The sequence below is a fragment of the Shewanella sp. AC91-MNA-CIBAN-0169 genome (assembly GCF_040310165.1).
GTDB lineage: Bacteria > Pseudomonadota > Gammaproteobacteria > Enterobacterales > Shewanellaceae > Shewanella.
The window spans coordinates 1-22,811 of record NZ_JBEOPM010000014.1; the positions used below are offsets into that span (position 1 = coordinate 1).

Below are 22,811 nucleotides of genomic sequence, written 5' to 3' on the forward strand. Positions count from 1 at the left end.
TTGGGATATCGCCAAGCGGTAAGGCACTGGGTTTTGATCTCAGCATTCCAAGGTTCGAATCCTTGTATCCCAGCCATCTTTGGCAATGTAGCTCAGCTGGTTAGAGCACAGCACTCATAATGCTGGGGTCGCAGGTTCAAGTCCCGCCATTGCTACCATATTTACTGGGTAGAGTGAGTTGTACTTACGTTAGCTGGTAAAGCAAAGTTTACTCTGAAATAAAAAGAGTATACTCTAAGTTAAAATTTGATGCGGGAATGGTGGAATTGGTAGACACGCCAGATTTAGGTTCTGGTGCCGCGAGGTGTGAGAGTTCAAGTCTCTCTTTCCGTACCATCAAATTTTAGTCACAATTTTTTTTCATATCTGTTTAAAAAATACTATTGGGATATCGCCAAGCGGTAAGGCACTGGGTTTTGATCTCAGCATTCCAAGGTTCGAATCCTTGTATCCCAGCCAAATTCTAAAAAGCCCGTCTTATAGACGGGCTTTTTGCTATTCTTTTTCAGCAAAATATTTTCAGCAAAATGTTTTGAGCATATTGAAGCCTGTTGATGTTAATACTGCTCAAAGAAAATCACCCCTTAGCCTTATCCCATCTGCTATCAAGTTACTCTGAATAAGCAGATAATTAATACAATCGGTATTGTTTACCAATAGTATTTTCCTATCAACGCGATTGATTCTATCGGTTATCTATTTTACTTACTGTTGTTTAGACTTGTCTTATGCAGTGAATATTTTTAGAAAGGCTTATCATGAACGTCCTAACACCAACACCATTAACGAACCCTTATGAAGCATCACAACCCAAGATGGCACTGATTGCTGAAGGCGGTGGTCAGCGAGGGATATTCACTGCTGGTGTTTTAGATGCGTGGTTAGATAATGATTTTGATCCCTTTGATTTATTCATAGGCACATCTGCTGGTTCACAAAATCTCACGAGTTATTTATCTCGCCAAAAAGGCTATGCCAAGCGATTAATCCGTGGGTTATCACGACATAAGCGATTTTACCAACTGGGCCGAGGGTTAGTTGGCGGAAATGTTGTCGATTTGGACTGGTACTTTGATAAAACGACTCAAGGTAGTTTTGCCTTAGACTTTACCGCAGCAGCAAAATATTTGGGACAACGCGAGTTACTGATCACCGCAACTAATTCACGCGACCGACAAGGTTATTTCTTACGCCCAAATGGTGATAATGACCACTGGCGCGAATTGCTTAAAGCCTCAAGTGCATTACCCTTTCTATATAAACAGGGGGTTAAACTTGCGCCCTGGTTAACCGCCAGTGCAGCTAATCAAGTTCAGACCGACGATGATTACCCTCAAGCGGACTTTTATCTTGATGGTGGACTGGCTGCGCCGTTACCGGTTCGTGAAGCATATCGCCGTGGTGCGAGAAAAATAGTGGTAATTCGTACTGTTAATGCAGATTTTCATGCACAGTCTGCTTGGGTGCATAAATTAAAATCATGGATTTGTGTGTCAGGTTATTGTCCCAAAACCATAGATTACTTGGTTCAGCATGAACATGCTTACGAACAAGAGCTCGCGTTTATCGCCAATCCACCAGATGATGTCGAGATCATTCAAATTTTTGCTGATGATGATCTGCAAAGCAAATTGTTGGGCAGCACAGATATGGGCTTACGCCATGATTATCAAACCGGTATCACTGCGGGCAATACTTTTTTACACACTCAAAAGACATTCTATTCTGCACATTCTCAGCATCCGCTAGAGTCGAATGCAGTCATGCAAAGCATGACTGCTTAGATGAGCCTGGTTTTTGGGTTTGGAAGCCGACGATGAGATGATGCTATTGATTCAATCAATAAATGCACTTGTGAGTTGAATGCTTGAAGGTTGTAGAATGATTTGACGGATAATGTTAGACATCAGCCATTCAATAATGACGAACATCTGGTAATGGTGGTTCGGCTTATTTCTCAAGTAACTTATATAAAGTATTTTTGCGAGGTTTAACCAAACAAAAACGCACTCGTAAGAGTGCGTTTAGTTGTTTCACTCACTAAAGATGATTAGTGGCGGAACATCGCAGAGATTGACTCTTCGTTGCTAACGCGACGAATCGCTTCAGCTAATACTGCAGACATCGTTAGCTGGGTCACTTTAGCCACTTTCAGCATTTCAGGGCTTAATGGCACCGTGTCTGTCACGATAACTTCATCGATAACAGAATTAGCAATATTTTCAGCAGCATTGCCTGAGAATACCGGATGAGTAGCATAAGCGAACACGCGGTTAGCGCCATGTTCTTTTAATGCTTCAGCAGCTTTACATAAGGTGCCACCCGTGTCGATCATGTCATCAACGATGATGCAATCACGGCCTTGAACATCACCAATAATATGCATTACTTGGGCAACGTTAGCTTGTGGACGACGCTTATCGATAATCGCAAGGTCAGAATCATCTAATAGCTTGGCAACTGCACGAGCACGAACTACACCGCCAATATCAGGAGACACAACAACAGGATTTTCTAATTTCTTTGCCAACATGTCTTCAAGTAACACAGGGCTACCGAACACGTTATCAACAGGGACATCAAAGAAACCTTGAATTTGCTCAGCATGTAAGTCACAAGTCAATACGCGGTCAACACCCACGCTTGACAAGAAATCTGCAACAACTTTTGCGGTAATGGGTACACGTGCACTGCGTACACGGCGGTCTTGACGAGCATAACCAAAGTACGGAATAACGGCAGTAATACGACCCGCTGATGCACGACGTAGCGCGTCAACCATTACAATAAGCTCCATGAGATTATCGTTAGTTGGTGCGCAAGTAGATTGGATGATGAACACATCCGCACCACGTACATTCTCGTTTATTTGAACACTGATTTCACCGTCGCTGAAACGGCCTACAACTGCGTCGCCAAGTTTGCAAAATAAACGGTCGGCTATCTTGGCGGCTAGATTTGGGGTAGCGTTACCAGCAAAGAGCTTGATGTCGGGCACTTTATGAACCTCAGGTGTTTGCTTTACGATTAAAGGCTAGATCAATTTTACGTGTTGTCACTCAAAACTGACCCAGAAGAAATAATGTTGTTAGAGCTGCTCAAGTCGTATTTGTAATGGCGACTTGTTCATCCCTTTTGCGACAAAACCTCGCATATCAGCCGGTAATTTGGCTAAAGCGTCAAGGGCTTGTTGCGAATGTGTAAATTCCCCGAACACGCATGCACCTGTTCCGGTCATTCTCGACGGCGCATATTCTACCAGCCAGCTTAAGGCATTGGCAACTTGAGGGTGCTTAGTTGTGACCAGTTTCTGACAATCATTGCTCCATTGTTGAGTCATTAAACTACTCATATCCAATTTTGGTGTGTTACGTGGCAAATCAGGATGTTGAAAAACATCCTGGGTTGACACATGTACATCAGGGACAATAACCAAATACCATGACTCGGGTGGTTGTACTGTGATTAACTTCTCACCTACACCTTCGGCAAACGCAGATAAACCATTAATAAAAACAGGGACATCCGCACCAAGCATTAAGCCAATTTCAGCCAGTTTACTGGGTGAAACATTGGTTTTCCATAAGGCATTTAGCGCCACTAATGTGGTTGCCGCATCAGATGAACCGCCGCCTAAACCACCACCCATAGGCAACAATTTTTCTAACCAAATATGCGCACCGCCTTGATATTGGGCGTAACGCTTAAGTGATTTTGCGGCCTTAAGAATTAAGTTATCGCTGTTAGCGACAGAATCGGACATCGTAGAATGGAGAATTAAATCTGGTGTGTCTGTGATATGAAAATCAAGGTAGTCACAATGGTCAATAAATTGAAATAGTGTTTGTAATTCGTGATAGCCATCGGCTCGTTGGCCAGTTACATGTAAAAATAAATTCAGTTTTGCAGGAGCAGGCCAACTTTTGGATACCGCTGATTTGCGTGATTTCGTCGATGTCATGTTTTGTTCACTACCTTGTTGATTAGCCAGCACTGAATATTTAACGTTATTTAGTTTTGGCTGCTACCGCTGTCCATTGATTAGTTTGAATTTTTATTTGTACATTTTCACGCTCAACCTTCAACAACCTAGGCACAAGCGCGCCGCTTTGTTGTTGCCAACCGAGAAAACTGACTACCCAATTGGCTTCAGAGTCATGACTGATTAATTGTTTAATTGTGCCATCAGGATTATAGCTGACAATTTTATCATTGCTGCCAATTTGGCCGGTAATCCATAAAGGAAGGCTATCAAGCGGGATTGACCATCCGCTAATACCTGTCAGTAAATCTTGTGCATTACTGTCACGATAGGTTTTGCCGTCAACTTCAAGTGTCGCCATACCTTGATTTGTCTTAAGGGTTAATACTGTAGTGCCTAATACCGTTGTTAGGCGTAAATCATTTGCTTTAGGTTGATGTAGCCAATACAAATTGGTGCTGAATTTGTCTTGCGATGTCTTGACGGCAATTTTGCCTTGAAGTTCCCATGCTTTGGCTTGAGCTGCGTTGGTCACATCGATAGGGGTGAAATCATCAGATGGAGTGACACTACAACCGGCTAAGACAAGCAACACGGTAATGAGAGCTGTATGAAATAAAGATGCAGATAAACGCAATGGATTGCCTAGCGGTTGCTTAAGATGATCTTATGATACTGGGCTTAAGCCATTATGTAAAAATGCTTTTGCCAAAATTAATGTGATATTAATGTAATGGTTTGCACAATAGATATGTGATCAATAAATAAAAATTTAGACATTTATTCGGTTTTGTTAAGCCAATTGTGTTTTTAGTTGGTCCAATTCAGTAGAATAGCCTAATTAACGTCACCGAAAAGAACTTGATACCGTCTAATGAGCCTAGTAATAATCGGGATAAACCATAAAACCGCCACGGTAGATTTGCGTGAAAAAGTCGCTTTCTCTCCAGACCGCATTCATGATGCCATGAAAAGCTTGGCCAGTCGCACCCGCACGGGTGAGGCTGTTATTGTGTCTACCTGTAACCGAACTGAGCTATATTGCAATAATGCTGAAAAGGAAGACATTATTGAATGGTTAGAAGATTATCATGGTTTAGATCATAGCGATTTAATGCCGTGTATCTACGCCTATGAAGAACAAGTTGCTGTCAAACATTTAATGCGGGTAGCGTCAGGTTTAGATTCTCTGGTGCTAGGCGAACCGCAAATTTTGGGACAGGTCAAACAAGCGTTTGTGAAAGCCAAAGAAGCAGGCACTATTGCATTAACCATCGATCGTTTATTTCAAAATACTTTCTCAGTGGCTAAAAAAGTGCGTACTGACACTGAAATCGGTGCTGCCGCGGTTTCTGTTGCCTTTGCCGCTGTCAGCATGGCCAAACATATTTTCTCATCGTTGAGCACCACTAAGGTGTTACTCATTGGTGCTGGAGAAACCATTGAATTAGTCGCTAAGCACCTTAAAGATAATGGTGTTGCTTCTATGGTGGTGGCAAATCGCACGATTGAACGTGCTCAAGCCATGTGTGAAGAGTTTAATGCGACCGCAATTACCTTAGAACAAATACCAGACTTTCTCGCTAAAGCCGATATCGTGATATCCTCTACCGCCAGCCCTTTGCCTATTTTAGGTAAAGGTATGGTCGAAAAAGCGCTAAAACAGCGTCGTCACCAACCTATGTTGTTGGTGGATATTGCAGTTCCAAGAGATATTGAAGCAGAAGTCGGTGAGTTAGACGACGCATTCCTTTATACTGTAGACGATCTGCATAGCATAATTGAACAGAACATGGCTTCACGTAAAGAAGCCGCCGAGCAAGCAGAATTAATTACTGAAGATCAATCACACTTATTTATGGAGTGGATTAGGTCTTTAGAGTCAGTCGACAGTATTCGCGAATATCGCAGCCAGAGCTTGGCTATTAAAGATGAATTAGTTGAACGTGCCTTGAATAAATTATCTCAAGGCAGTGATAGTGAACAAGTGATACTTGAGTTAGCTAACAGGCTGACCAATCGTTTGATACATTCACCTACACAAGCGCTCACTTCAGCAAGCCGCCAAGGTGATTTGAATACGTTAGGCCAATTAAGAACTGCGCTTGGTTTAGATAAAAACTAAGGTTAGCGAGCTAAATGAAAGAATCCGTTATCCGCAAGCTTGAAGGCTTGCTCGAACGTAATGAAGAAGTATTAGCGTTACTCAGTGATGCTACCGTGATTTCGGATCAAGACCGTTTTCGTGGATTATCAAAAGAATATTCTCAACTTGAAGATGTTGTGAGTAGCTTTAAGGCATTTCAACAAGCTCAAAAAGATTTCGACTACGCCAAAGAGATGCTTGAAGAAGACGATCTTGAAATGCGCGAAATGGCGCAAGATGAGTATAAGCAGTCAAAGCAAGTGCTAGAAAAGCTTGAAGATGAATTACAAGTTTTACTATTGCCAACAGACCCTAACGATGACACCAACGCGTTTCTTGAAATTCGCGCCGGTGCTGGTGGTGATGAAGCGGCTATTTTTGCTGGCGACTTATACCGTATGTATTCACGTTACTGTGAAGCCAACCGTTGGCAAATGGAAGTGATGAATGTCAACGAAGGCGAGCATGGCGGCTTTAAAGAAATCATTGTTAAAATCAGTGGTGACGGTGCTTACGGCAAATTAAAGTTTGAGTCAGGCGGACATCGCGTTCAACGTGTGCCTGAAACCGAATCTCAAGGCCGTGTGCATACTTCTGCTTGTACTGTTGTGGTATTGCATGAAGTACCAGAGGCTGAAGCGATTTCGATTAATGCAGCAGACTTAAAAGTTGATACATTCCGCGCCTCTGGTGCGGGTGGTCAGCACGTTAACAAAACCGATTCTGCTATTCGTATTACCCATATTCCATCTGGCATTATTGTTGAGTGTCAGGATCAGCGTTCACAACATAAAAACCGTGCCCAAGCGATGAGTGTATTGGCAGCGCGTATTCAAGCGGTTGAAGATGAAAAAAGACGTAGCGCTGAAGAAACAACCCGCCGTAGTTTAGTGGCCAGTGGTGATCGTTCTGAACGTATTAGAACGTACAATTACCCACAAGGTCGCGTAAGTGATCATCGTATCAACTTAACGCTATATCGCTTGAATGAAGTCATGGAAGGCGATTTAAATGTCTTGCTTGAACCTATCATGCTAGAACATCAAGCAGACATGCTTGCAGCGTTAGCTGACGATTAAGGAGTGCTCTTGACTCAGTCTTCGTATTCAACAATTGCTGAAGCCCTGCAATGGGCTTATTCACAATTAGCTGCAACCTCTGAATCTGCACATGTGGATGCAGAGGCATTGCTATTGCATTGTATGAATAAAAATCGCAGTTTTTTATACACTTGGCCTGAGCGGCAGCTGACCAGTGAGCAATTTAAAGCTTATAGTCAGATGATTACTAAGCGTCAAAGTGGCACTCCGGTTGCGCATATTATTGGTGAGCGAGAGTTTTGGTCATTACCCTTCATTGTCAACGACTCCACCCTTATTCCACGACCTGATACTGAAATTTTAGTAGAGACTGCACTGAACTTATCTGTGCGTCACAATGCCAAAGTATTGGATTTAGGTACCGGAACGGGGGCCATTGCATTGGCTCTAGCGTCTGAGCGGCCAAAATGGCGAATTACTGCCATTGATAATGTGCCTGAGGCTGTCGAGCTTGCTAAAGCTAATCGCGGTAATCTTAATTTAACCGAAGTCGAAATTATCCAGTCGGACTGGTTTTCAGCGGTAGAGCAGCGCGATTTTGATTTAATTGTGTCTAATCCTCCTTACATTGATGAAGCCGATGAGCATCTTCATTTAGGCGATGTTCGCTTTGAACCGCAAAGTGCACTCACCGCAGGCAATGAAGGTTATGCTGATTTGTATTACATTGCAGAGCAAGCACGGGCTCATTTACTTCCCGGTGGTTACTTATTGCTTGAGCATGGCTATGAGCAGGCAATCAAAGTTCGTGAAAAACTGATTGAGCTGGGTTATCAAAATGTCGCCACAGTGCGAGACTTTGGCAGCAATGATCGATGTACGCTAGGACAATGGGCTGATTGATAATCCTGTCTTACTCGGCGTTTCCCTTCTAAGTAAATAACACTCATCGTGATATTGGTATGTGGCTGGTTGATAGAGTAGACTAGCCACCTTTTATTTTGACCTTTTTAATGAGACTTAATTAATGGAAACATTTTACAGTTTATATCCAGCGGTAAAGCATACTCACATGATGCTAGTTGCCATGAGTGTGATCTTTTTTATCGTGCGTTTTGTTTTGCATTTACGTCAGTCTCCTATTATGGAAAAAAAGTTTGTTAAAGTGGCGCCACATGTTATTGATACCTTTTTATTACTATCAGGCTTCACTCTTTGCTTTATGATCAAACAATATCCTTTTGTTGATCCATGGATGACAGAAAAAATTATCTGTGTTGCGGCATACATTGCTTTAGGCATCATGGCACTTAAATCTAACCGTAATAAACTGTTTAAGTTTTTTGCTTTTATCGGTGCAATAGGTTGGGTAGTGTTAGCGGCCAAACTGGCTCATTTTAAACAAGTCGTATTCATGGGTTAATTGGTTTTTAATGGCAAAATATCATCTTGATGATGCAGTTTCGATACCTGAAACTGCATTTGAACTCTCTGAACATCTTGGCTTTTCAACCTCTAAACCTGCTATGTGGGCATGGTATGAAATGGCTGGTTCGGTATTGAGTCACTATGTTGTTGACCAACAAGCACGGCTTGAAGGTCTGTTTAAGTGGTTTTACAATGATTTAGGCTTTTGTGCTCGCGACGACTATTTTAGTGTTGAGGCGGCAGATTTAAGCTATTGCGTGTTAAAGCGTCAAGGTAACAGCACCACGTTATCAATATTACTCATTTTATTGGCTAAGCAACTCGACTTAACACTCGAGGCGGTTTTATTACCCGGTAATACGGTATTAAAAAGCCAAGTGAATGATGTTATTAGATATCATGATCCGCTTACAGGTGAAGAGCTTAGCCGTCATCAGTTGCATGCATTTGTACGCGGTGAATTGGGTAATGCGGCTAAATTAAAGCCGAGTCATCTAAAAACAGCTACGCTAAAACGATTAATTAGCCGCATGTTACATGAGCTAAAAGCGGGTTGTATTGTCAGTCATAAATTTGAACAGGCAATGGAATGCTGTAATTTATTATTACAATGGCATCCAGATGATGTACATCTTAATCGCGAGCGAGCGTTTATTGCGCAGCAATTAGGTTGCATTAAAGTGGCCATGTCTGATTTACAACACTTCATTGATTTGAGTCCGCATGATCCGGTGATTGAGCTGGTTAAGATTCAATTAAAGGAACTCAGTCAACATATGCAGGTTTATCATTAATGATGTGATATTACCTGCCGAACAGGCTGCTTTGGGTTAACTCAAAGTGGCTTTAGTTCGCAAGTCGGGCGCCAGCAAGCTCAGTTTTAAAAGCTCTGCTGCGAAATCATGCGATTTTAATCACCATTGATTTTCGCAATAACAATCACAATAACAACAAAAAATATAATGTATTTGTAAGGGAGAACACTGCATGACAACGTCAGCAATGGTGAGCAATGATGCCACCGCACTGGGTATACTCGCCGTTATTTTAGGTTTTGTTTTTTACACTAGTTCATCCACCCATCCGTTTTGGCAAAAATTCTATAAATACATCCCAGCATTACTACTGTGCTATTTCTTACCTTCATTATTAAACACTTTTGGCGTGATCGATGGTCATGCGTCACAACTGTATTTTGTTGCTTCGCGGTATTTATTGCCTGCGTGTTTAGTGTTATTGATTTTAAGTGTCGATTTAAAAGCCATTCTTAGTTTAGGCCCTAAAGCGGTGATAATGTTTTTAACCGGCACGCTGGGTATTGTTATTGGCGGACCGATTGCGCTTTTAAGCGTATCAATGATAGATCCATCACTACTAGGTGGTAATGGTCCTGACGCAGTATGGCGCGGCATGACAACCTTAGCGGGAAGTTGGATTGGTGGTGGTGCAAACCAAGCCGCGATGAAAGAGATTTATTCGGTCGGTGGTGAGATATTCTCGGTAATGGTTACGGTAGATGTCATCGTGGCCAATATCTGGATGGCAGTACTGCTGTTTATGGCATCAAAAGCTAAAGAGATTGATGCCAGAACGGGTGCAGACACCACCGCAATTGAAGCGCTAAAAGAGAAAGTAGAAAAGTACCACGCCGAGAATTCACGTATTCCATCACTTCGCGACATCATGTTAATTGTGGCTGTTGGGTTTGGGGTAACAGGTTTTGCCCATTTTGCGGCAGATTTCTTGGGGCCATTCTTTGAAGCCAACTATCCGTGGACCGAAGATTACAGTTTAACCTCTAAATTCTTCTGGTTAGTGGTAATTGTGACTACTATTGGCTTAGGACTTTCATTTAGCCCTGTGCGTCATCTTGAAGCCTCTGGCGCATCTAAAATCGCCTCGGCATTTTTATACATTCTCGTTGCAACCATAGGTTTGCATATGGATGTGTCTAAAGTCATGGATACGCCGATTTATTTCTTAATCGGTATCGTGTGGATGTTAGTGCATGCAGGATTAATGTTATTGGTTGCTAAACTCATTAAAGCGCCATTGTTTTATATGGCAGTGGGCAGCCAGGCAAACGTGGGCGGAGCTGCATCGGCGCCAGTGGTGGCTGCTGCATTCCATCCAGCATTAGCACCTGTAGGGGTGTTGTTGGCAGTATTCGGTTATGCATTAGGTACTTACATGGCATGGCTATGTGGTCAGTTATTACAAATTGTTGCAGCGTAATGCGCTAAGAGGATCAAATGGATCAAAAAATTATTCAGTTATCTAATAACGTTCAAGTCGCTAACGATAAGCCGTTCGTGTTATTTGGTGGTATGAATGTGCTTGAGTCGCGCGATTTAGCAATGTCGATTGCCGAGCATTATGTGGAAGTGACCCAAAAGCTTGGCATTCCATATGTGTTTAAAGCGTCTTTTGATAAAGCCAATCGTTCATCGGTTAACTCATACCGTGGCCCTGGTATGGAAGAAGGTTTACGTATTTTTGAAGAAATAAAATCAACCTTTAACGTACCGATGATAACCGATGTGCATGAAATTCATCAGTGTGCGCCAGTTGCAGAAGTTGTCGATATTATTCAGTTGCCTGCATTTTTAGCACGCCAAACTGATCTTGTAGTGGCAATGGCGAAAACCGGTGCAGTGATCAATGTGAAAAAACCGCAGTTTCTAGCGCCACACGAAATGCGTCACATCATTACCAAGTTTAACGAAGCCGGTAATGACAATATTATTTTATGTGAACGTGGCAGTAGTTTTGGTTACAACAACCTCGTTGTAGACATGCTAGGCATGGACGAAATGAAACAAACCGGTTATCCGGTAATATTTGATGCCACTCATGCACTACAACGCCCTGGTGGACGAGCAGATTCTGCTGGTGGACGTCGTGCACAAGCAACCGAGCTTGCTCGTAGTGGTATGGCATTAGGTTTAGCGGGTCTATTTATCGAAGCCCATCCCGATCCTGATAATGCAAAATGCGATGGCCCATGTGCGCTACCACTGCATTTATTAGAGAAATACCTAACCCAGATGAAAGCGGTAGATGAATTGGTTAAATCTTTTGAGTTTATTGATACCAGCAAGTAAGCCATCAATGACATTGAATGACTGAAACAGCGGTAAGTTGATTTTTAATCAATTAGGCATTTAATCAGTGTCTTTTAATGGTCGTAAACAGTAATCTAATTGCCCTTGTATAAGCCCTGACTTTTTACCAAGTTTCAGGGCTTTTTTATGTAATGAGCAATAGTTAATTATGTGGATCATGTTTACCTTCCTCGCTGCGTTTATGCAGGCGTGGCGCAATGCATTTCAAAGCAAACTCAGTAAAGAAGTCAGTGTTGCAGGTGTTACCTTGGCTCGATTCATTTGGGCCGGCCCCATTGCTGCGTGTTATCTGTATGGTTTACATCAATATCAACCTAGTGCATTACCTGAGTTTACAGGGACATTTTGGGGTTTTGTTATTGGTGCATCATCGATGCAAATTCTAGCAACAGGCTTGATGGTTAAACTGTTTAAAATGCAAAACTTTGCCATTGGTGCCGGGCTGGCTAAAAGTGAAGCATTAGTCGCTGCAATACTTGGGGTGCTATTTTTCGGCACACAATTATCCCTATTAGGCTGGATAGGCGTTGTTATTGGCGGCTTAGCAATAATGTTGTTAAGCAGTAAACAGGGTTTTAAACAACTTTCAGTTAAAACAGTCTTATTAGGGCTTGCATGTGGCAGTGCTTTTGCGTTGACCTCGCTATGGGTACGCGAAGCAAGTTTAACTCTGCAAGGGCCGTTTACGCATCGTGCTGCATGGGTATTACTGTGGGTTATTGGCTTACAAACAATCGTGCTCATTGGTTATTTGCTGGCAAAAGATAAATCGACTTTAGCGGCGTTATGGCAACGACCCACATTAACCTTATCAATTAGTATCACCAGTTGTATCGGTTCAATTGGTTGGTTTAGCGCAATGTCGTTGCAGGCTGTGCCTTATGTTAAAACACTCGGCCAGATTGAGGTGTTTTTTACCTTGATGATCGCTGTTTTTTGGCTTAAAGATAAAGTTAAAATTAACGATGTAGCGGGTTTGATTTTAATCGCGATAGCAGCTGTTTTGGTCATGTGGAGCTAAATCCAGTAGCAAATAATTATCAGTTCAAATATTTTGATTTGGGCTGACTTACCCGATGATTTAAATTGAGTTGAGGCGAGTGATAGCATCGCATTCAAGATTTACTCAATTGCAAAACCTTGTCGACGAGATATTGATTATTGGGCACATTAAGATGAAGCGCCTTGGCTTGCTGGCAAATGTAGCCATTTATCTCATTAATTTCAGTCGGTCTGCTGTGGGCGACATCTTGATACATAGATGAGAAGTTTGCCGAGGTTAACTCAATCACCTGATAAACCCGCACTTTGACAGCCGCCTTATCTAATATGATGCCATCATATTTAGCCACTTCTACTAGCTCATCGATAATGGCACTGATCTGTGATTGATATTCTGTTGCTGCCAATTGGCCATTCGCACACTGATTTAACGCGGTTAACGGGTTTATTACTGCATTAATGGCCAGCTTTTGCCACAAGACTGGTAATACAGGTTGATGCCACTCAATCGGTTGGTTGTCACTATGTAGACGAGTTAAGCATGTCTTTAATGCTGCCGACATAACAGAGCCACAATAATGACCTAGCTGAGTCACACCCAAACCACTGTACTTCACCTGCCACGGGCTTAACTTCAACGCCGCTTGTGAAGTGGTGCCTAAGGTTAAGCCCATATCCTTATAACGCATAAGGGCTGCAGCAACAGGTAAGTGCGGCCCTAAACCATTATGGAGTAATACAATATGGCATTGAGGCGACAGTTTCGGTAATAAAGGTAAAAGCGCTTGCTCGACTTGATAGGCTTTAACACACACAAACAGTAATTCAACTCGCGCTAAGCGGTTATCATCTGTTCCCAATATAGTCGCTAAGGCTTCATGGGTGTGTTGGGTGTGGTCAATAAAACGCAATTGTTGATGGCGAGTCTGCTTATCTCTGCCAATCAACATCACCTCGTTTACTTGAGTTTCTTGGGTATTAACACTCAATTTATGATACATCAATTGCCCAATCGCACCTGCACCTAAAACGGCAATAAGAGCATTATTGTCGTGTGTGGATGACGCTGGCAACGCTGATGTTCTTACCATGAGGTATTAACGATTCGCTTTTAATTTACGGTACTTATTGATAGAAAAGTGCAATAAGTAAAATAATGCAATCCCGACAAAATCGGCAATTACATCGGCAGCTGATGCACTGCGGTAAGGTAAGCGAGATTGAATCAATTCAATTAACACTGCATAGGCTGCCAAAGAGGTACACAAAAAATACCAACGCGGTTTAAAAGCGTAATGTGCTAGATATGAAAGGGCTAAAAAACTGCCTAAATGGCCCACTTTATCCATATGGGCGAACGTTTGCGGGTAACTTGGTTTTGAAAAAACAAGATAGCTAGTCACTATCACAGCAACAACTAACGCAAGTTTAAAAATGTTTTTATAAGTGATCACGAGCGTAACATCAGCCTTGTGAAATGAGAATATCGCTAATAATAAGAAACCTGTTTAAAATTGTCACTAATTAACCTCTATAGAAAGTAACAATTGTTCAAAAAGGGCCGTTTTTACTATCGATAATGACAAACCCATAGTCGTAAAACTCAATAGAATGGGCGTTTTAACTACATTATCATTTAAAATAGCTGGTTAATGATATTTTGTTAATCAATGGGATATTAGCGCACGATAATCGGTTTAATAGAGCCTAAGTTGTACTCCACTATCCTGTTAATGACTCCTAGTGTAAAATAGCCGTATATAAATGTGATGAATCAAAGAGGAAAGCAACATGCCATCTATGGATATTGTGTCGGAAGTTGATGAAGAAGAATTACGTAACGCGGTAGAAAACTCTCGCCGTGAAGTGGCTAGCCGATTTGATTTACGTGGTAAAGAAATTGAAATTGAATACAAAGACAACGTTGTCACGCTAAAAGCGGAAGATGATTTTATTTGTAAGCAGCTGGTTGATATTTTGCGTATTCAGTTGAGTAAACGCAACGTCGATCCGTCGTCAATGGAAGTCGATGATAAAGCGGTTCACAGTGGCAAAACCTTCAGTTTAAAAGTTAATTTTAAGCAAGGTATCGATTCACTGATTGCTAAAAAGCTAGTTAAAGCCATCAAAGACAGCAAGCTTAAAGTGCAAGCCGCTATTCAAGGCGACTCAGTACGCATCACTGGCAAAAAGCGCGATGACCTACAAGCGGTCATGCGTCTAGCCAAAGAATCAGAACTCGGACAACCATTCCAGTTCGACAACTTCAGAGACTAATCCTGAAGTGATAAATTCTCCACAGGCAAGTTCTGTAGAGACAAAAAGCCGATAAGGGAAACCCTATCGGCTTTTTTGGGAAGTAATGTTTGCGTTAGTTTGTTTTGCTTATATTCAATTTTGATTAGCGTACATTGTATGGGGGACAACATCATGAATGACAATGTGTTCGACTCTGTAACAGATTCTGTATAGCTTCTTAGCATTGATAGTAGTCCATGACTAAATAGATACATAATAAATATTATCAATCGTTTCTTGCGCCAGCACGCTAGGTCATTAGTGCTTCTGATGCCGATAGATTTAACACTCTAATTGTATTCTTTCCTTGATTTTTGGCGATATAGAGGGCTTCATCTGCTTTAGATAATAGTTGTTTTGATAGATTTTTACTTACTAAGTTTTCAGCCCCTGAGCTCACCATCCCAAAAGAACATGAAGCACTAAATTGCAGTGTGCTTAGCCCAAATGTGGTTTCAAATATACTCTTTTTGATCCGTGCAACGATCTCATAAGCGTGCTGATCATCTAAGTCAATAAGTAGAAGAACGAATTCATCTCCGCCCAAACGAGCAAAGCAATCAATGGGGCGAATGTTCTCTTTGACAATAGTTGCGATTGCTTTGAGTAATTCATCTCCGTTTATATGTCCATAACTATCATTAATGGTTTTAAAATTGTCTATATCAAATATACATAGGTGTAATTTAATTGAATGGTTTCTCGACATTTTATTAATGGCTTCGGTCAAACGGAATTCAAAGTAGCTGCGTGAGAAAGCCTGAGTAAGATGATCATACATAAGACGATTATTTAACTGTCGCCTTTGCTCATAAAGATCGTCAATATGAAGGACTAGAATCCAAGCATTGCAGCATGTTACTAAAAAAGAACCAACCCATGTTAAGGGCGGCAGATCAATAACTTGTATTCCTGTTAAGGTATCAGCTACGCCAGTTACCATCCATATGCTCGTAGCCCCTAAAAGTAATTGCACTGTGCCAAGAGAATTATTTTTCTTTTTGTATTGACGCACATAGATCCGAGTAAGAATAACGATACAGTATCCTGCTAATAACAGTATCCAGATCCCCCACAGCTGGAATAAAGGACCAAATACCAGGCCGGTGTAATATGTTGAGGTGGCATAATACTCTTTGGCTAGAAAATATTGATTTGGTACCAAGGCTAGTAAAGAAAAGACGCCACATATGGCATAGCATAATTTGAGTAGCACAGGGGCTTTATATTCAAAGAATGCGACAAAGAAATGCAGGCCAATCACAATGGTGAACATTGCAGTAATGATGGTCACTCGGTTGGATATATTGAGATAATCGAGATTTTCAGAAGAATTAATGAGGATCGCAAAGGCTGCTAAAAAGACACTACTTAACAATGCTGATAGCGAAAAAATCAAGTAATAGTACACTTGTTCTTCGTGACGTGATTTCAGACGATGATATAGCAGCATGAAAAACAAGCTTAGAATAAAGCTGATGCTAGAGCAGACAATTAAAGGTAAGGAGTAAAGTTGAATCATTATTTATCCGTTCAAACACTATGATGCAGCGCTTTGTTGTTTTATCGTCTGAACCAAGCTGGTGTCCTAGTAGAACGCCCTCCACAAGTCAGTCAAAAATCTCTTAACCCTACACATATTTATCTGCTGAATATTACCATACAACAAATAGTCTTAAGGTAAACATATTTTTCATTTCAGCCAGTTGGGTGAGGCTTAGTGATAAGACCGATTTGAAGAGAGTACTGTCAAGTCTGTTTATCATTTCGGCTTTGTGATGAAACACTTTTTGATTAATAAAAACTGTGATTTAAAAATGCCATCAGATAAAGTATTACAAGGTTGTGTTGGTGTCGCTATGCTAATTTTAATCAAGTTAGGTTAGCTAAAAAGATGATTTTGCCACATCAGTAATTTTTCTATTACCTCACTTTTATTTTAAATTTTGGTTTTGCGATCGATTCACCAACACCACTAATAGCAACACCGGAAAGCCAATCAAACTCGCTGCAATAAAGAAATTGATGTAACCAAAAGCATCAACATACAAGCCCGAAAATCCTGCGATAAATTTAGGAAATAGTAACATTATCGAAGACAATAACGCATATTGTGTCGCGCTATAACCACTGCTGGTTAAACTGGACAAATAAGCGATAAACGCTGCGGTTGCGATACCTGCACTAAAATTATCTACCGATATGGCTAAGGTTAAAAATGGCACGTTGTAGCCAATATACGCTTGCCAAGCAAACAACAGGTTAGTGACCGCGACTAACAAGGCACCTAAGAATAGAATTTTCATGGTGCCATAACGCATAAGCAACACACCACCAAAAGCGGCGCCGACTAAGGTCATGATCAAACCATAGACTTTACTGATAAAAGCGATTTCTTCTTTGCTAAACCCGATATCAACATAAAACACATTTGCCATAATACCCATGACAATATCGGAAATGCGATAGCACGAGATTAACAACAAAATCAGAATAGCGCTTTTGCCATAACGCTTAAAAAAGTCAATAAAAGGCAATACGCTAGCGCTGTATAACCAGGCTAATGCCCCAGCGACTTTAGCAGGGTATTTGGCAGCAAACTCGGCTCTTAATAGGCGTTCTTTATCGTCAGCCTGTTTGGTATCGACTTGCGGTTCTTTGGCACATAACGTGGTAATGATACCAATGCCCATTAACATCGCCATGGCAAAGTAAGCTGTTTGCCAAGCTTCTAAGTTGTAAGCATCATCGCCAGGAGAAACCCAAGCTGCAATGGTTAATGCGCCTGCTGTTGCGATGATCATCGCACTGCGATAACCGACTTGGTACGCTGCAGCAAGCGCTGCTTGCATTTTTTCAGGGGCGGATTCAATCCGAAAAGCATCAATGACAATGTCTTGGGTGGCGGAGGCAAATGCCAAAAGTAGGGCGCATAAGGCCAAACGTTCAAGATTGACCACTGGATCGCTAACAGACATACCGAGTATGGCGCCGACTAAGCACAGTTGTGCGAACAGCATCCATCCGCGTCGTCGTCCTAAAAAACGGGTAAAAAAGGGCAATGACATACGATCGACTAATGGCGACCACGCCCATTTAAATGCATACGTTAGTGCTATCCAGCTAAAATAACCAATCGCCGCTCGGTCGATGCCAGCTTCACGTAACCAAAAACTTAAGGTCGAAAAGACTAACATTAATGGTAAGCCGGCAGAAAACCCCAGCAAGAGTAAAATAAATACTCGTTTGTGGTAGTAAACCGATAACGCTTCACGGGTACGAGACAAGAAAACCGACATAAGACAACTGGATAAAGGAGAATGGCTCTAGCTTATGTTGCAAGGGGTTTAGGTTCAAGCCATTCTAAAAGATTATTCAGTCAGTTTGAGGTTAAATTAGCATTCAGAGCAGATTTAAGATAATCGCCTTAAGGTCTGATACCAATACAACTTTGTGGCACATTGCCGCCAATATTAATGTAGTCGCAACATTCATGAACTTGCTGGCGTAAGTATTGATTGCCTTTAATTGCCCAACCAGACCAATGATCGAAGCAATACAATAAGTGCCAAAACACTTTCTCGGTATCGCTAGGTTGTTCGGCTAATTGGATGGGATTATTTGATATAAATTGCCACTCTTCTAGTACATCCCACATATAGAGCTGTATCTCTTTGTAATCTAATTGATTATTTAAAAAAGCTTTACCAAAATAGGCAAGTTGTGGTGCTTTGGTTTCAATAAAATCATTAGCCGTCATCATAATTGCGTCCTTGAATATTCGAAATGCGGTTGCGAAGAATTGCGCAGCTAACTAGGTGAATGGGTCAAATAGAGTATAGACGTTAATTTAGCTGTCGATAGTCAAAAGCTTAAAAAAGTGTCGATTCAGTCATTCAATAGTGCTATTTAGTTGATTTATCAGCTAGTAAAAATGTATAGGGTAACAATTTATGACGTCACAATATTGAGCAAGTTTGGACCAATTAATCGAGCTAAAACTGGTTGAGATAATATTGACCGAGATAAGACTGACCGAGATAAGACTGACTGAGATAAGACTGGCCAATATGACATTGTTGGAGACAACATAAATGCCGATGGCATGCATTAACATGACCATCGGTAGGTATAGGCGATTAGTGGGATATTAGCGAGGCAGTAGAGTCGCTTTTTTCAACATGACAGTATTAACCGGAAAATCGGGCCAATTTAGGGTGGTGTTATGTTCAGTTGGTACCAATGAAATGGCTTCTAATACATCCATCCCCTGAGTCACTTCACCAAAAACGGTATAGCCCCAACGACGTTTAGAAGGGTCTAATTTTTTATTGTCACCTAGGTTGAAGTAAAACTGACGTGTTGCTGAATGAGGATCGTTATCTCGAGCCATGGCAATTGTGCCAAGGGAGTTTGATAAACCATTACCGGACTCATTTACAACCGGCTCTAGCGAAGGGCGTTCTTCTAATTTAGTGGTTAACCCGCCACCTTGCACCACAAATTCGGCAATCACACGATGAAAAATAGTATTGTCATATTCGCCTTTAACCACATAGGTTAAAAAGTTATCTACGGTAAGCGGTGCACGAGTGCGATCTAACTCAACCACTATTTTCCCCATAGAGGTGTCCAACTCTACTTGCGGATATAAAGTGTCTTTTTGAATGTCGACCGCAGCGTTGGAACTTAAGCTGGTCAATAACAGTAGGCAAGTGGATAACCATTTCAACATAATGTGACGTCCTTTTTTATTGGCATCTCTCGATGCCAATACCTGATAAAGCGGGTTGGATTAACGTTGAATAAATTGGTGTAACTCTTCATCGTTAAGAATTTCAGTGGTGAGCTTATCAACGAGTTTGGTGATATCTAATTCAAGAGTGGCAAAATCTGGGCTTAACGGGCCTTTTAAATAGCCATTAGCGTTATAGGATTTGGTGAACTCTTGTTGTGAGTTTTTAGCCAATACATTGATAACTAAACGTGTTTTTGATTCGTAACTGAACGTGGTATCCGTGACGTCAGCTAACAAGTAATTTAGCTGAAACTGCACTGAATTGCGTGCGGCAGGGTCAATAACATAACCGGCTTTGTTCATGCCATTACGGAACAGTGTATCCAACTGTTGACGGATGGGCTCACTGGCGCTGACTAATCTTGGTGATTTGCCTTCTTCATTAAAGCGCACCACAAAGCTTGCTTCGCGAGTATCGATGGTGTCGACCAGTACAGGGAAATCGACTTCAGTTTGTAACTGAATCGGACCCAGCGTGGGATTAAGACCAACATGAGTCGGTTCATAACTTGCGCAAGCCGACAACAATAATGTGGACAGTAAAATAGGGATCAATAACTTCATGAGACAACAATAACCAGTAAAAGGTAGATAAATGATACCAGAATTTGTCTGGGTTTCCAGTATCGCTAAGGTTATGTTGTTATAAAGAGAACTAGAGTGATGCCCATTACAAGTTATGCAGGCGTCATCACTTATTAATATCTGGTTTTAACGTCATTTTAACGTCATTTTAACGGGATTATACGGCAACCATATACTTGGTTATTGACATTAATGACTGATCAATTCAGGTTAGTGATATGTAACTTAAGTTTGATAAACAACATGATGTAGGTAATGTAATGCAACATAAACAGCCGCAATTGGCTCCTGATAAATTGATTAATGTCAACGGCCAGCCTGTGTTTGGCATATTTGATGGGATTGTTGATTCACTCAATGTTAATCAGTTTGCTTATTCGACGGTAATGGACAAGCCTGCATCGGCAATGGCTAAGTACTTTGATTTTAAACAATTCCAATTCGTTAGTATTATCACTCCTCATTATATTATCGCCCTGGCGATTGCCGATATTCGTTATGTCGCCAATGGTTTTTGCTACCTTTATGACATTAAAACTAACAAGCTGACCCAAACGCAATGGCTAACGCCATTCGGGTTTGGCTGCCAGCTAAGTGACTCTCCTAAGCGTGGGCGCGCCGAAATTGGCCGTAAACACAAAGGTATTGTTATCAATATTGTCGACGGACAATGGCAAGTCGAGATTAACCTTGCAGACATACAAGCCAATTTACGTATTCAACCTGCGCCGTTGAGTTTACCCATCAGCTTGTGTACCCCTACGGGTTATAACGGTTGGACCTATACTCAAAAGCACAATGGCTTAGCCGTAACAGGGCAATTAACTATTCATCATGAACCGCAGCCTTTACAATATGCGCTTGCAGGTTATGACTTTTCGGCTGGGTTTATGCGCCGCGAAACCAGTTGGCGCTGGGCTTCAATGAATGCCAAAACTGACGCCGGGATTATTGGGTTGAATTTAGCCGCTGGCGTTAATGAAACCGGTCAAACAGAAAATGTGATGTGGATAAATGGCCAACGCCATATACTGGGCGGGGCACAGTTTGATTTTAATCGACACTCACAACAAGATGTGTGGCATATCACCACTAATGATGGCAATGTCGATTTGCATTTTAGGCCGTTAAATCAACGCAGCGAAAAGCTCAATTTAATCTGGTTAAAAAACAACTTTAGACAATACATTGGCTACTTTAGCGGAGTGATTTGCGACAACAATGGTAATCAATATAAGTTAACTAACCAGCTAGGATTAACAGAAGATCATTTTGCCAAATGGTGATGACGATTAACGGTGTCGACTAGATTAGTGACCTTTTTAGTCTATGGCCTATTAAAAACGGCCTATTAAAAACGGATTATTAAAAACGGATTATTAAAAACGGATTATTAAAGCGGTTTACTAAAATGGGTTGTGCCGGAAGAGCGATTTGATTAGGAATGCGAAGTAGCGAAGCGTTATTACAAACGTTGTTAACATAACAATAAATAGAAATGGATAACATATGGACATGGATTTACTGATAGCTCACCCAGAGTGGTTATTACTGGTGTTAGCGCCGATTTTTTTTGGCTGCATTTTACTGGAATGGTGGTTTGGTGTTCGTGCCCAGCGATTACCGAGTAATGCTCAATATCGTCCTGCCGAAGTATTGTGTAATTTTGTATTGGCTGGCATGCATCAAGTGGCGGATATTATCGCGGGCTTATTGATTGCAACTATCTACTTACACTTTTTTGGCTGGCGCTTATTTGATATCGAAATGACATTATTCACTTTTGGTTTATTGCTCATTGCGCAAGACTTTTGTTATTACTGGTTTCATCGCGCTAGCCATCGTATCCGTTGGATGTGGGCTGCACATGTGGTGCATCACAGCTCAGAAAACATGAACTTCAGCACCGCCTTTAGACAAAGCTTAATGTACCCGTTGGCAGGCATGTGGTTGTTTTGGTTACCGCTGGTGGTGATTGGCTTTGATCCTAACTGGGTGGTGTTTGCGGTGTTGCTCAACCTTGGATTGCAGTTCTTTGTTCACACCCAAGCGATTAAATCGTTAGGACCGTTAGAATTGATTTTCAATACACCGTCCCATCATCGTGTTCATCATGGGCGCAACCCACAATATATCGACAAAAATTATGCCGGTGTGCTGATTATATGGGACAAAATGTTTGGTACGTTCAAGCCTGAGATTGAAACCGTGGTATACGGTATTACTAAACCGGTAAACAGTTTTAACCCGATAGTGGTGACATTTAGCGAATGGCGCGAGATGTGGGGTGATGTTACCCAAGCGCAATTATCGCTAACACAACGTTTACGGATATTATTTGCACCGCCTTCAACACATCAACAGTCATCCACTAAATCCGATATTTGAGCCCGCTGTAAACAGGCTT

General features: G+C 41.5%; 22 protein-coding genes and 4 tRNA genes. 16 read left to right on the forward strand and 10 right to left on the reverse strand.

From position 1 onward, the window contains the following. The first annotated feature begins 1 nt into the window (after nt 1). The 5 genes from AAEY98_RS12915 (at nt 2) to AAEY98_RS12935 (ending at nt 1,784) form a co-directional block, all read left to right on the forward strand. Nucleotides 2–76 (forward strand) — tRNA-Gln (locus AAEY98_RS12915). Between the two features lie 5 nt (nt 77–81). Further along, nucleotides 82–158, forward strand: a tRNA-Met gene (locus AAEY98_RS12920). A 93-nt stretch (nt 159–251) separates the two neighbouring features. Further along, nucleotides 252–336 (forward strand) — tRNA-Leu (locus AAEY98_RS12925). A 48-nt stretch (nt 337–384) separates the two neighbouring features. Next, a tRNA-Gln gene (locus AAEY98_RS12930) sits at nt 385–459 on the forward strand. A gap of 299 nt (nt 460–758) precedes the next feature. After that, on the forward strand, nt 759–1,784 hold the full coding sequence (locus AAEY98_RS12935) for a patatin-like phospholipase family protein (protein ID WP_351017425.1): 1,026 nt from the start codon (nt 759–761) through the stop codon (nt 1,782–1,784). Nucleotides 1,785–2,050: 266 nt separating this feature from the next. Here the strand turns inward: AAEY98_RS12935 and AAEY98_RS12940 are convergent, their stop codons facing one another. The 3 genes from AAEY98_RS12940 to lolB all read right to left on the reverse strand — a co-directional run bounded on the left by AAEY98_RS12940 (nt 2,051) and on the right by lolB (nt 4,619). Further along, the gene (locus tag AAEY98_RS12940) at nt 2,051–2,998 is read right to left on the reverse strand and encodes a ribose-phosphate pyrophosphokinase (protein ID WP_011636202.1); all 948 of its coding nucleotides are present in this window, start codon (nt 2,996–2,998) and stop codon (nt 2,051–2,053) included. Nucleotides 2,999–3,088: 90 nt separating this feature from the next. After that, nucleotides 3,089–3,961, reverse strand: a complete 873-nt coding sequence (gene ispE, locus AAEY98_RS12945; protein WP_351017428.1) for a 4-(cytidine 5'-diphospho)-2-C-methyl-D-erythritol kinase — start codon at nt 3,959–3,961, stop codon at nt 3,089–3,091. 46 nt (nt 3,962–4,007) lie between these two features. Next, nucleotides 4,008–4,619, reverse strand: a complete 612-nt coding sequence (gene lolB / locus AAEY98_RS12950; protein ID WP_162023774.1) for a lipoprotein insertase outer membrane protein LolB — start codon at nt 4,617–4,619, stop codon at nt 4,008–4,010. 237 nt (nt 4,620–4,856) lie between these two features. Between lolB and hemA the strand changes: the two genes are divergently transcribed. The 8 genes from hemA (at nt 4,857) to AAEY98_RS12990 (ending at nt 12,742) form a co-directional block, all read left to right on the forward strand. After that, on the forward strand, nt 4,857–6,107 hold the full coding sequence (gene hemA / locus AAEY98_RS12955) for a glutamyl-tRNA reductase (RefSeq protein ID WP_182744293.1): 1,251 nt from the start codon (nt 4,857–4,859) through the stop codon (nt 6,105–6,107). A gap of 14 nt (nt 6,108–6,121) precedes the next feature. Next, entirely contained in the window at nt 6,122–7,207 is a 1,086-nt protein-coding gene (prfA, locus tag AAEY98_RS12960; RefSeq protein ID WP_101088717.1) for a peptide chain release factor 1, read from the forward strand. Between the two features lie 9 nt (nt 7,208–7,216). Continuing rightward, nucleotides 7,217–8,071 carry a peptide chain release factor N(5)-glutamine methyltransferase gene (gene prmC / locus AAEY98_RS12965; protein ID WP_059744790.1) on the forward strand — a complete coding sequence of 285 codons (855 nt, stop codon included), beginning with the start codon at nt 7,217–7,219 and terminating at the stop codon, nt 8,069–8,071. Nucleotides 8,072–8,195: 124 nt separating this feature from the next. Beyond that, a complete protein-coding gene (locus tag AAEY98_RS12970) occupies nt 8,196–8,591 on the forward strand; it encodes a SirB2 family protein (RefSeq protein WP_011636208.1) in 396 nt (131 codons plus the stop codon). Nucleotides 8,592–8,601: 10 nt separating this feature from the next. Continuing rightward, nucleotides 8,602–9,390, forward strand: coding sequence for a transglutaminase family protein (locus tag AAEY98_RS12975; protein ID WP_101088718.1), 789 nt, complete (start codon nt 8,602–8,604; stop codon nt 9,388–9,390). A 193-nt stretch (nt 9,391–9,583) separates the two neighbouring features. Then, nucleotides 9,584–10,831 carry a DUF819 family protein gene (locus AAEY98_RS12980; protein ID WP_101088719.1) on the forward strand — a complete coding sequence of 416 codons (1,248 nt, stop codon included), beginning with the start codon at nt 9,584–9,586 and terminating at the stop codon, nt 10,829–10,831. 17 nt (nt 10,832–10,848) lie between these two features. Then, nucleotides 10,849–11,700: a 3-deoxy-8-phosphooctulonate synthase gene (gene kdsA, locus AAEY98_RS12985; protein WP_011636211.1), complete on the forward strand. Its 852-nt coding sequence runs from the start codon at nt 10,849–10,851 to the stop codon at nt 11,698–11,700. A 169-nt stretch (nt 11,701–11,869) separates the two neighbouring features. Then, on the forward strand, nt 11,870–12,742 hold the full coding sequence (locus tag AAEY98_RS12990; protein ID WP_162023772.1) for a DMT family transporter: 873 nt from the start codon (nt 11,870–11,872) through the stop codon (nt 12,740–12,742). A 94-nt stretch (nt 12,743–12,836) separates the two neighbouring features. Here the strand turns inward: AAEY98_RS12990 and AAEY98_RS12995 are convergent, their stop codons facing one another. Continuing rightward, complete coding sequence (locus AAEY98_RS12995; protein ID WP_351017431.1) at nt 12,837–13,814, reverse strand: ketopantoate reductase family protein; 978 nt, start codon at nt 13,812–13,814, stop codon at nt 12,837–12,839. Between the two features lie 6 nt (nt 13,815–13,820). Next, entirely contained in the window at nt 13,821–14,177 is a 357-nt protein-coding gene (locus AAEY98_RS13000; protein ID WP_101088722.1) for a VanZ family protein, read from the reverse strand. 337 nt (nt 14,178–14,514) lie between these two features. On the opposite strand from AAEY98_RS13000, the gene AAEY98_RS13005 reads away from it, so the two are divergent. After that, entirely contained in the window at nt 14,515–15,000 is a 486-nt protein-coding gene (locus AAEY98_RS13005; RefSeq protein WP_101088723.1) for a YajQ family cyclic di-GMP-binding protein, read from the forward strand. 271 nt (nt 15,001–15,271) lie between these two features. On the opposite strand, the gene AAEY98_RS13010 is transcribed toward AAEY98_RS13005, so the two are convergent. The 5 genes from AAEY98_RS13010 to AAEY98_RS13030 all read right to left on the reverse strand — a co-directional run bounded on the left by AAEY98_RS13010 (nt 15,272) and on the right by AAEY98_RS13030 (nt 20,383). Next, nucleotides 15,272–16,543, reverse strand: coding sequence for a GGDEF domain-containing protein (locus AAEY98_RS13010; protein WP_192114334.1), 1,272 nt, complete (start codon nt 16,541–16,543; stop codon nt 15,272–15,274). 412 nt (nt 16,544–16,955) lie between these two features. Next, nucleotides 16,956–18,320: an AmpG family muropeptide MFS transporter gene (locus tag AAEY98_RS13015; RefSeq protein ID WP_101088725.1), complete on the reverse strand. Its 1,365-nt coding sequence runs from the start codon at nt 18,318–18,320 to the stop codon at nt 16,956–16,958. Nucleotides 18,321–18,448: 128 nt separating this feature from the next. After that, nucleotides 18,449–18,781 (reverse strand): hypothetical protein, encoded by a 333-nt coding sequence (locus AAEY98_RS13020; protein WP_180957210.1) that lies wholly within the window; start codon nt 18,779–18,781, stop codon nt 18,449–18,451. Between the two features lie 390 nt (nt 18,782–19,171). Further along, nucleotides 19,172–19,756, reverse strand: a complete 585-nt coding sequence (locus AAEY98_RS13025) for a peptidylprolyl isomerase (RefSeq protein ID WP_182744290.1) — start codon at nt 19,754–19,756, stop codon at nt 19,172–19,174. 60 nt (nt 19,757–19,816) lie between these two features. Next, a complete protein-coding gene (locus AAEY98_RS13030; protein WP_011638554.1) occupies nt 19,817–20,383 on the reverse strand; it encodes a YajG family lipoprotein in 567 nt (188 codons plus the stop codon). A gap of 281 nt (nt 20,384–20,664) precedes the next feature. Between AAEY98_RS13030 and AAEY98_RS13035 the strand changes: the two genes are divergently transcribed. Both AAEY98_RS13035 and AAEY98_RS13040 read left to right on the forward strand, forming a co-directional pair. Continuing rightward, on the forward strand, nt 20,665–21,690 hold the full coding sequence (locus tag AAEY98_RS13035) for a DUF2804 domain-containing protein (RefSeq protein ID WP_350979180.1): 1,026 nt from the start codon (nt 20,665–20,667) through the stop codon (nt 21,688–21,690). A 223-nt stretch (nt 21,691–21,913) separates the two neighbouring features. Next, nucleotides 21,914–22,792: a sterol desaturase family protein gene (locus tag AAEY98_RS13040; protein WP_351017435.1), complete on the forward strand. Its 879-nt coding sequence runs from the start codon at nt 21,914–21,916 to the stop codon at nt 22,790–22,792. The last annotated feature ends 19 nt before the right edge of the window (nt 22,793–22,811 follow it).

What these genes read in the sequence shown, in the direction of transcription:
- AAEY98_RS12935 (WP_351017425.1), top strand. Translation starts at nt 759, where the DNA reads ATGAACGTCCTAACACCAACACCATTAACGAACCCTTATGAAGCATCA.
- ispE (WP_351017428.1), bottom strand. Translation starts at nt 3,961, where the DNA reads ATGACATCGACGAAATCACGCAAATCAGCGGTATCCAAAAGTTGGCCT.
- hemA (WP_182744293.1), top strand. Translation starts at nt 4,857, where the DNA reads ATGAGCCTAGTAATAATCGGGATAAACCATAAAACCGCCACGGTAGAT.
- prfA (WP_101088717.1), top strand. Translation starts at nt 6,122, where the DNA reads ATGAAAGAATCCGTTATCCGCAAGCTTGAAGGCTTGCTCGAACGTAAT.
- AAEY98_RS12970 (WP_011636208.1), top strand. Translation starts at nt 8,196, where the DNA reads ATGGAAACATTTTACAGTTTATATCCAGCGGTAAAGCATACTCACATG.
- AAEY98_RS12975 (WP_101088718.1), top strand. Translation starts at nt 8,602, where the DNA reads ATGGCAAAATATCATCTTGATGATGCAGTTTCGATACCTGAAACTGCA.
- AAEY98_RS12980 (WP_101088719.1), top strand. Translation starts at nt 9,584, where the DNA reads ATGACAACGTCAGCAATGGTGAGCAATGATGCCACCGCACTGGGTATA.
- kdsA (WP_011636211.1), top strand. Translation starts at nt 10,849, where the DNA reads ATGGATCAAAAAATTATTCAGTTATCTAATAACGTTCAAGTCGCTAAC.
- AAEY98_RS12990 (WP_162023772.1), top strand. Translation starts at nt 11,870, where the DNA reads ATGTGGATCATGTTTACCTTCCTCGCTGCGTTTATGCAGGCGTGGCGC.
- AAEY98_RS12995 (WP_351017431.1), bottom strand. Translation starts at nt 13,814, where the DNA reads ATGGTAAGAACATCAGCGTTGCCAGCGTCATCCACACACGACAATAAT.
- AAEY98_RS13005 (WP_101088723.1), top strand. Translation starts at nt 14,515, where the DNA reads ATGCCATCTATGGATATTGTGTCGGAAGTTGATGAAGAAGAATTACGT.
- AAEY98_RS13010 (WP_192114334.1), bottom strand. Translation starts at nt 16,543, where the DNA reads ATGATTCAACTTTACTCCTTACCTTTAATTGTCTGCTCTAGCATCAGC.
- AAEY98_RS13015 (WP_101088725.1), bottom strand. Translation starts at nt 18,320, where the DNA reads ATGTCGGTTTTCTTGTCTCGTACCCGTGAAGCGTTATCGGTTTACTAC.
- AAEY98_RS13020 (WP_180957210.1), bottom strand. Translation starts at nt 18,781, where the DNA reads ATGACGGCTAATGATTTTATTGAAACCAAAGCACCACAACTTGCCTAT.
- AAEY98_RS13025 (WP_182744290.1), bottom strand. Translation starts at nt 19,756, where the DNA reads ATGTTGAAATGGTTATCCACTTGCCTACTGTTATTGACCAGCTTAAGT.
- AAEY98_RS13030 (WP_011638554.1), bottom strand. Translation starts at nt 20,383, where the DNA reads ATGAAGTTATTGATCCCTATTTTACTGTCCACATTATTGTTGTCGGCT.
- AAEY98_RS13035 (WP_350979180.1), top strand. Translation starts at nt 20,665, where the DNA reads ATGCAACATAAACAGCCGCAATTGGCTCCTGATAAATTGATTAATGTC.
- AAEY98_RS13040 (WP_351017435.1), top strand. Translation starts at nt 21,914, where the DNA reads ATGGACATGGATTTACTGATAGCTCACCCAGAGTGGTTATTACTGGTG.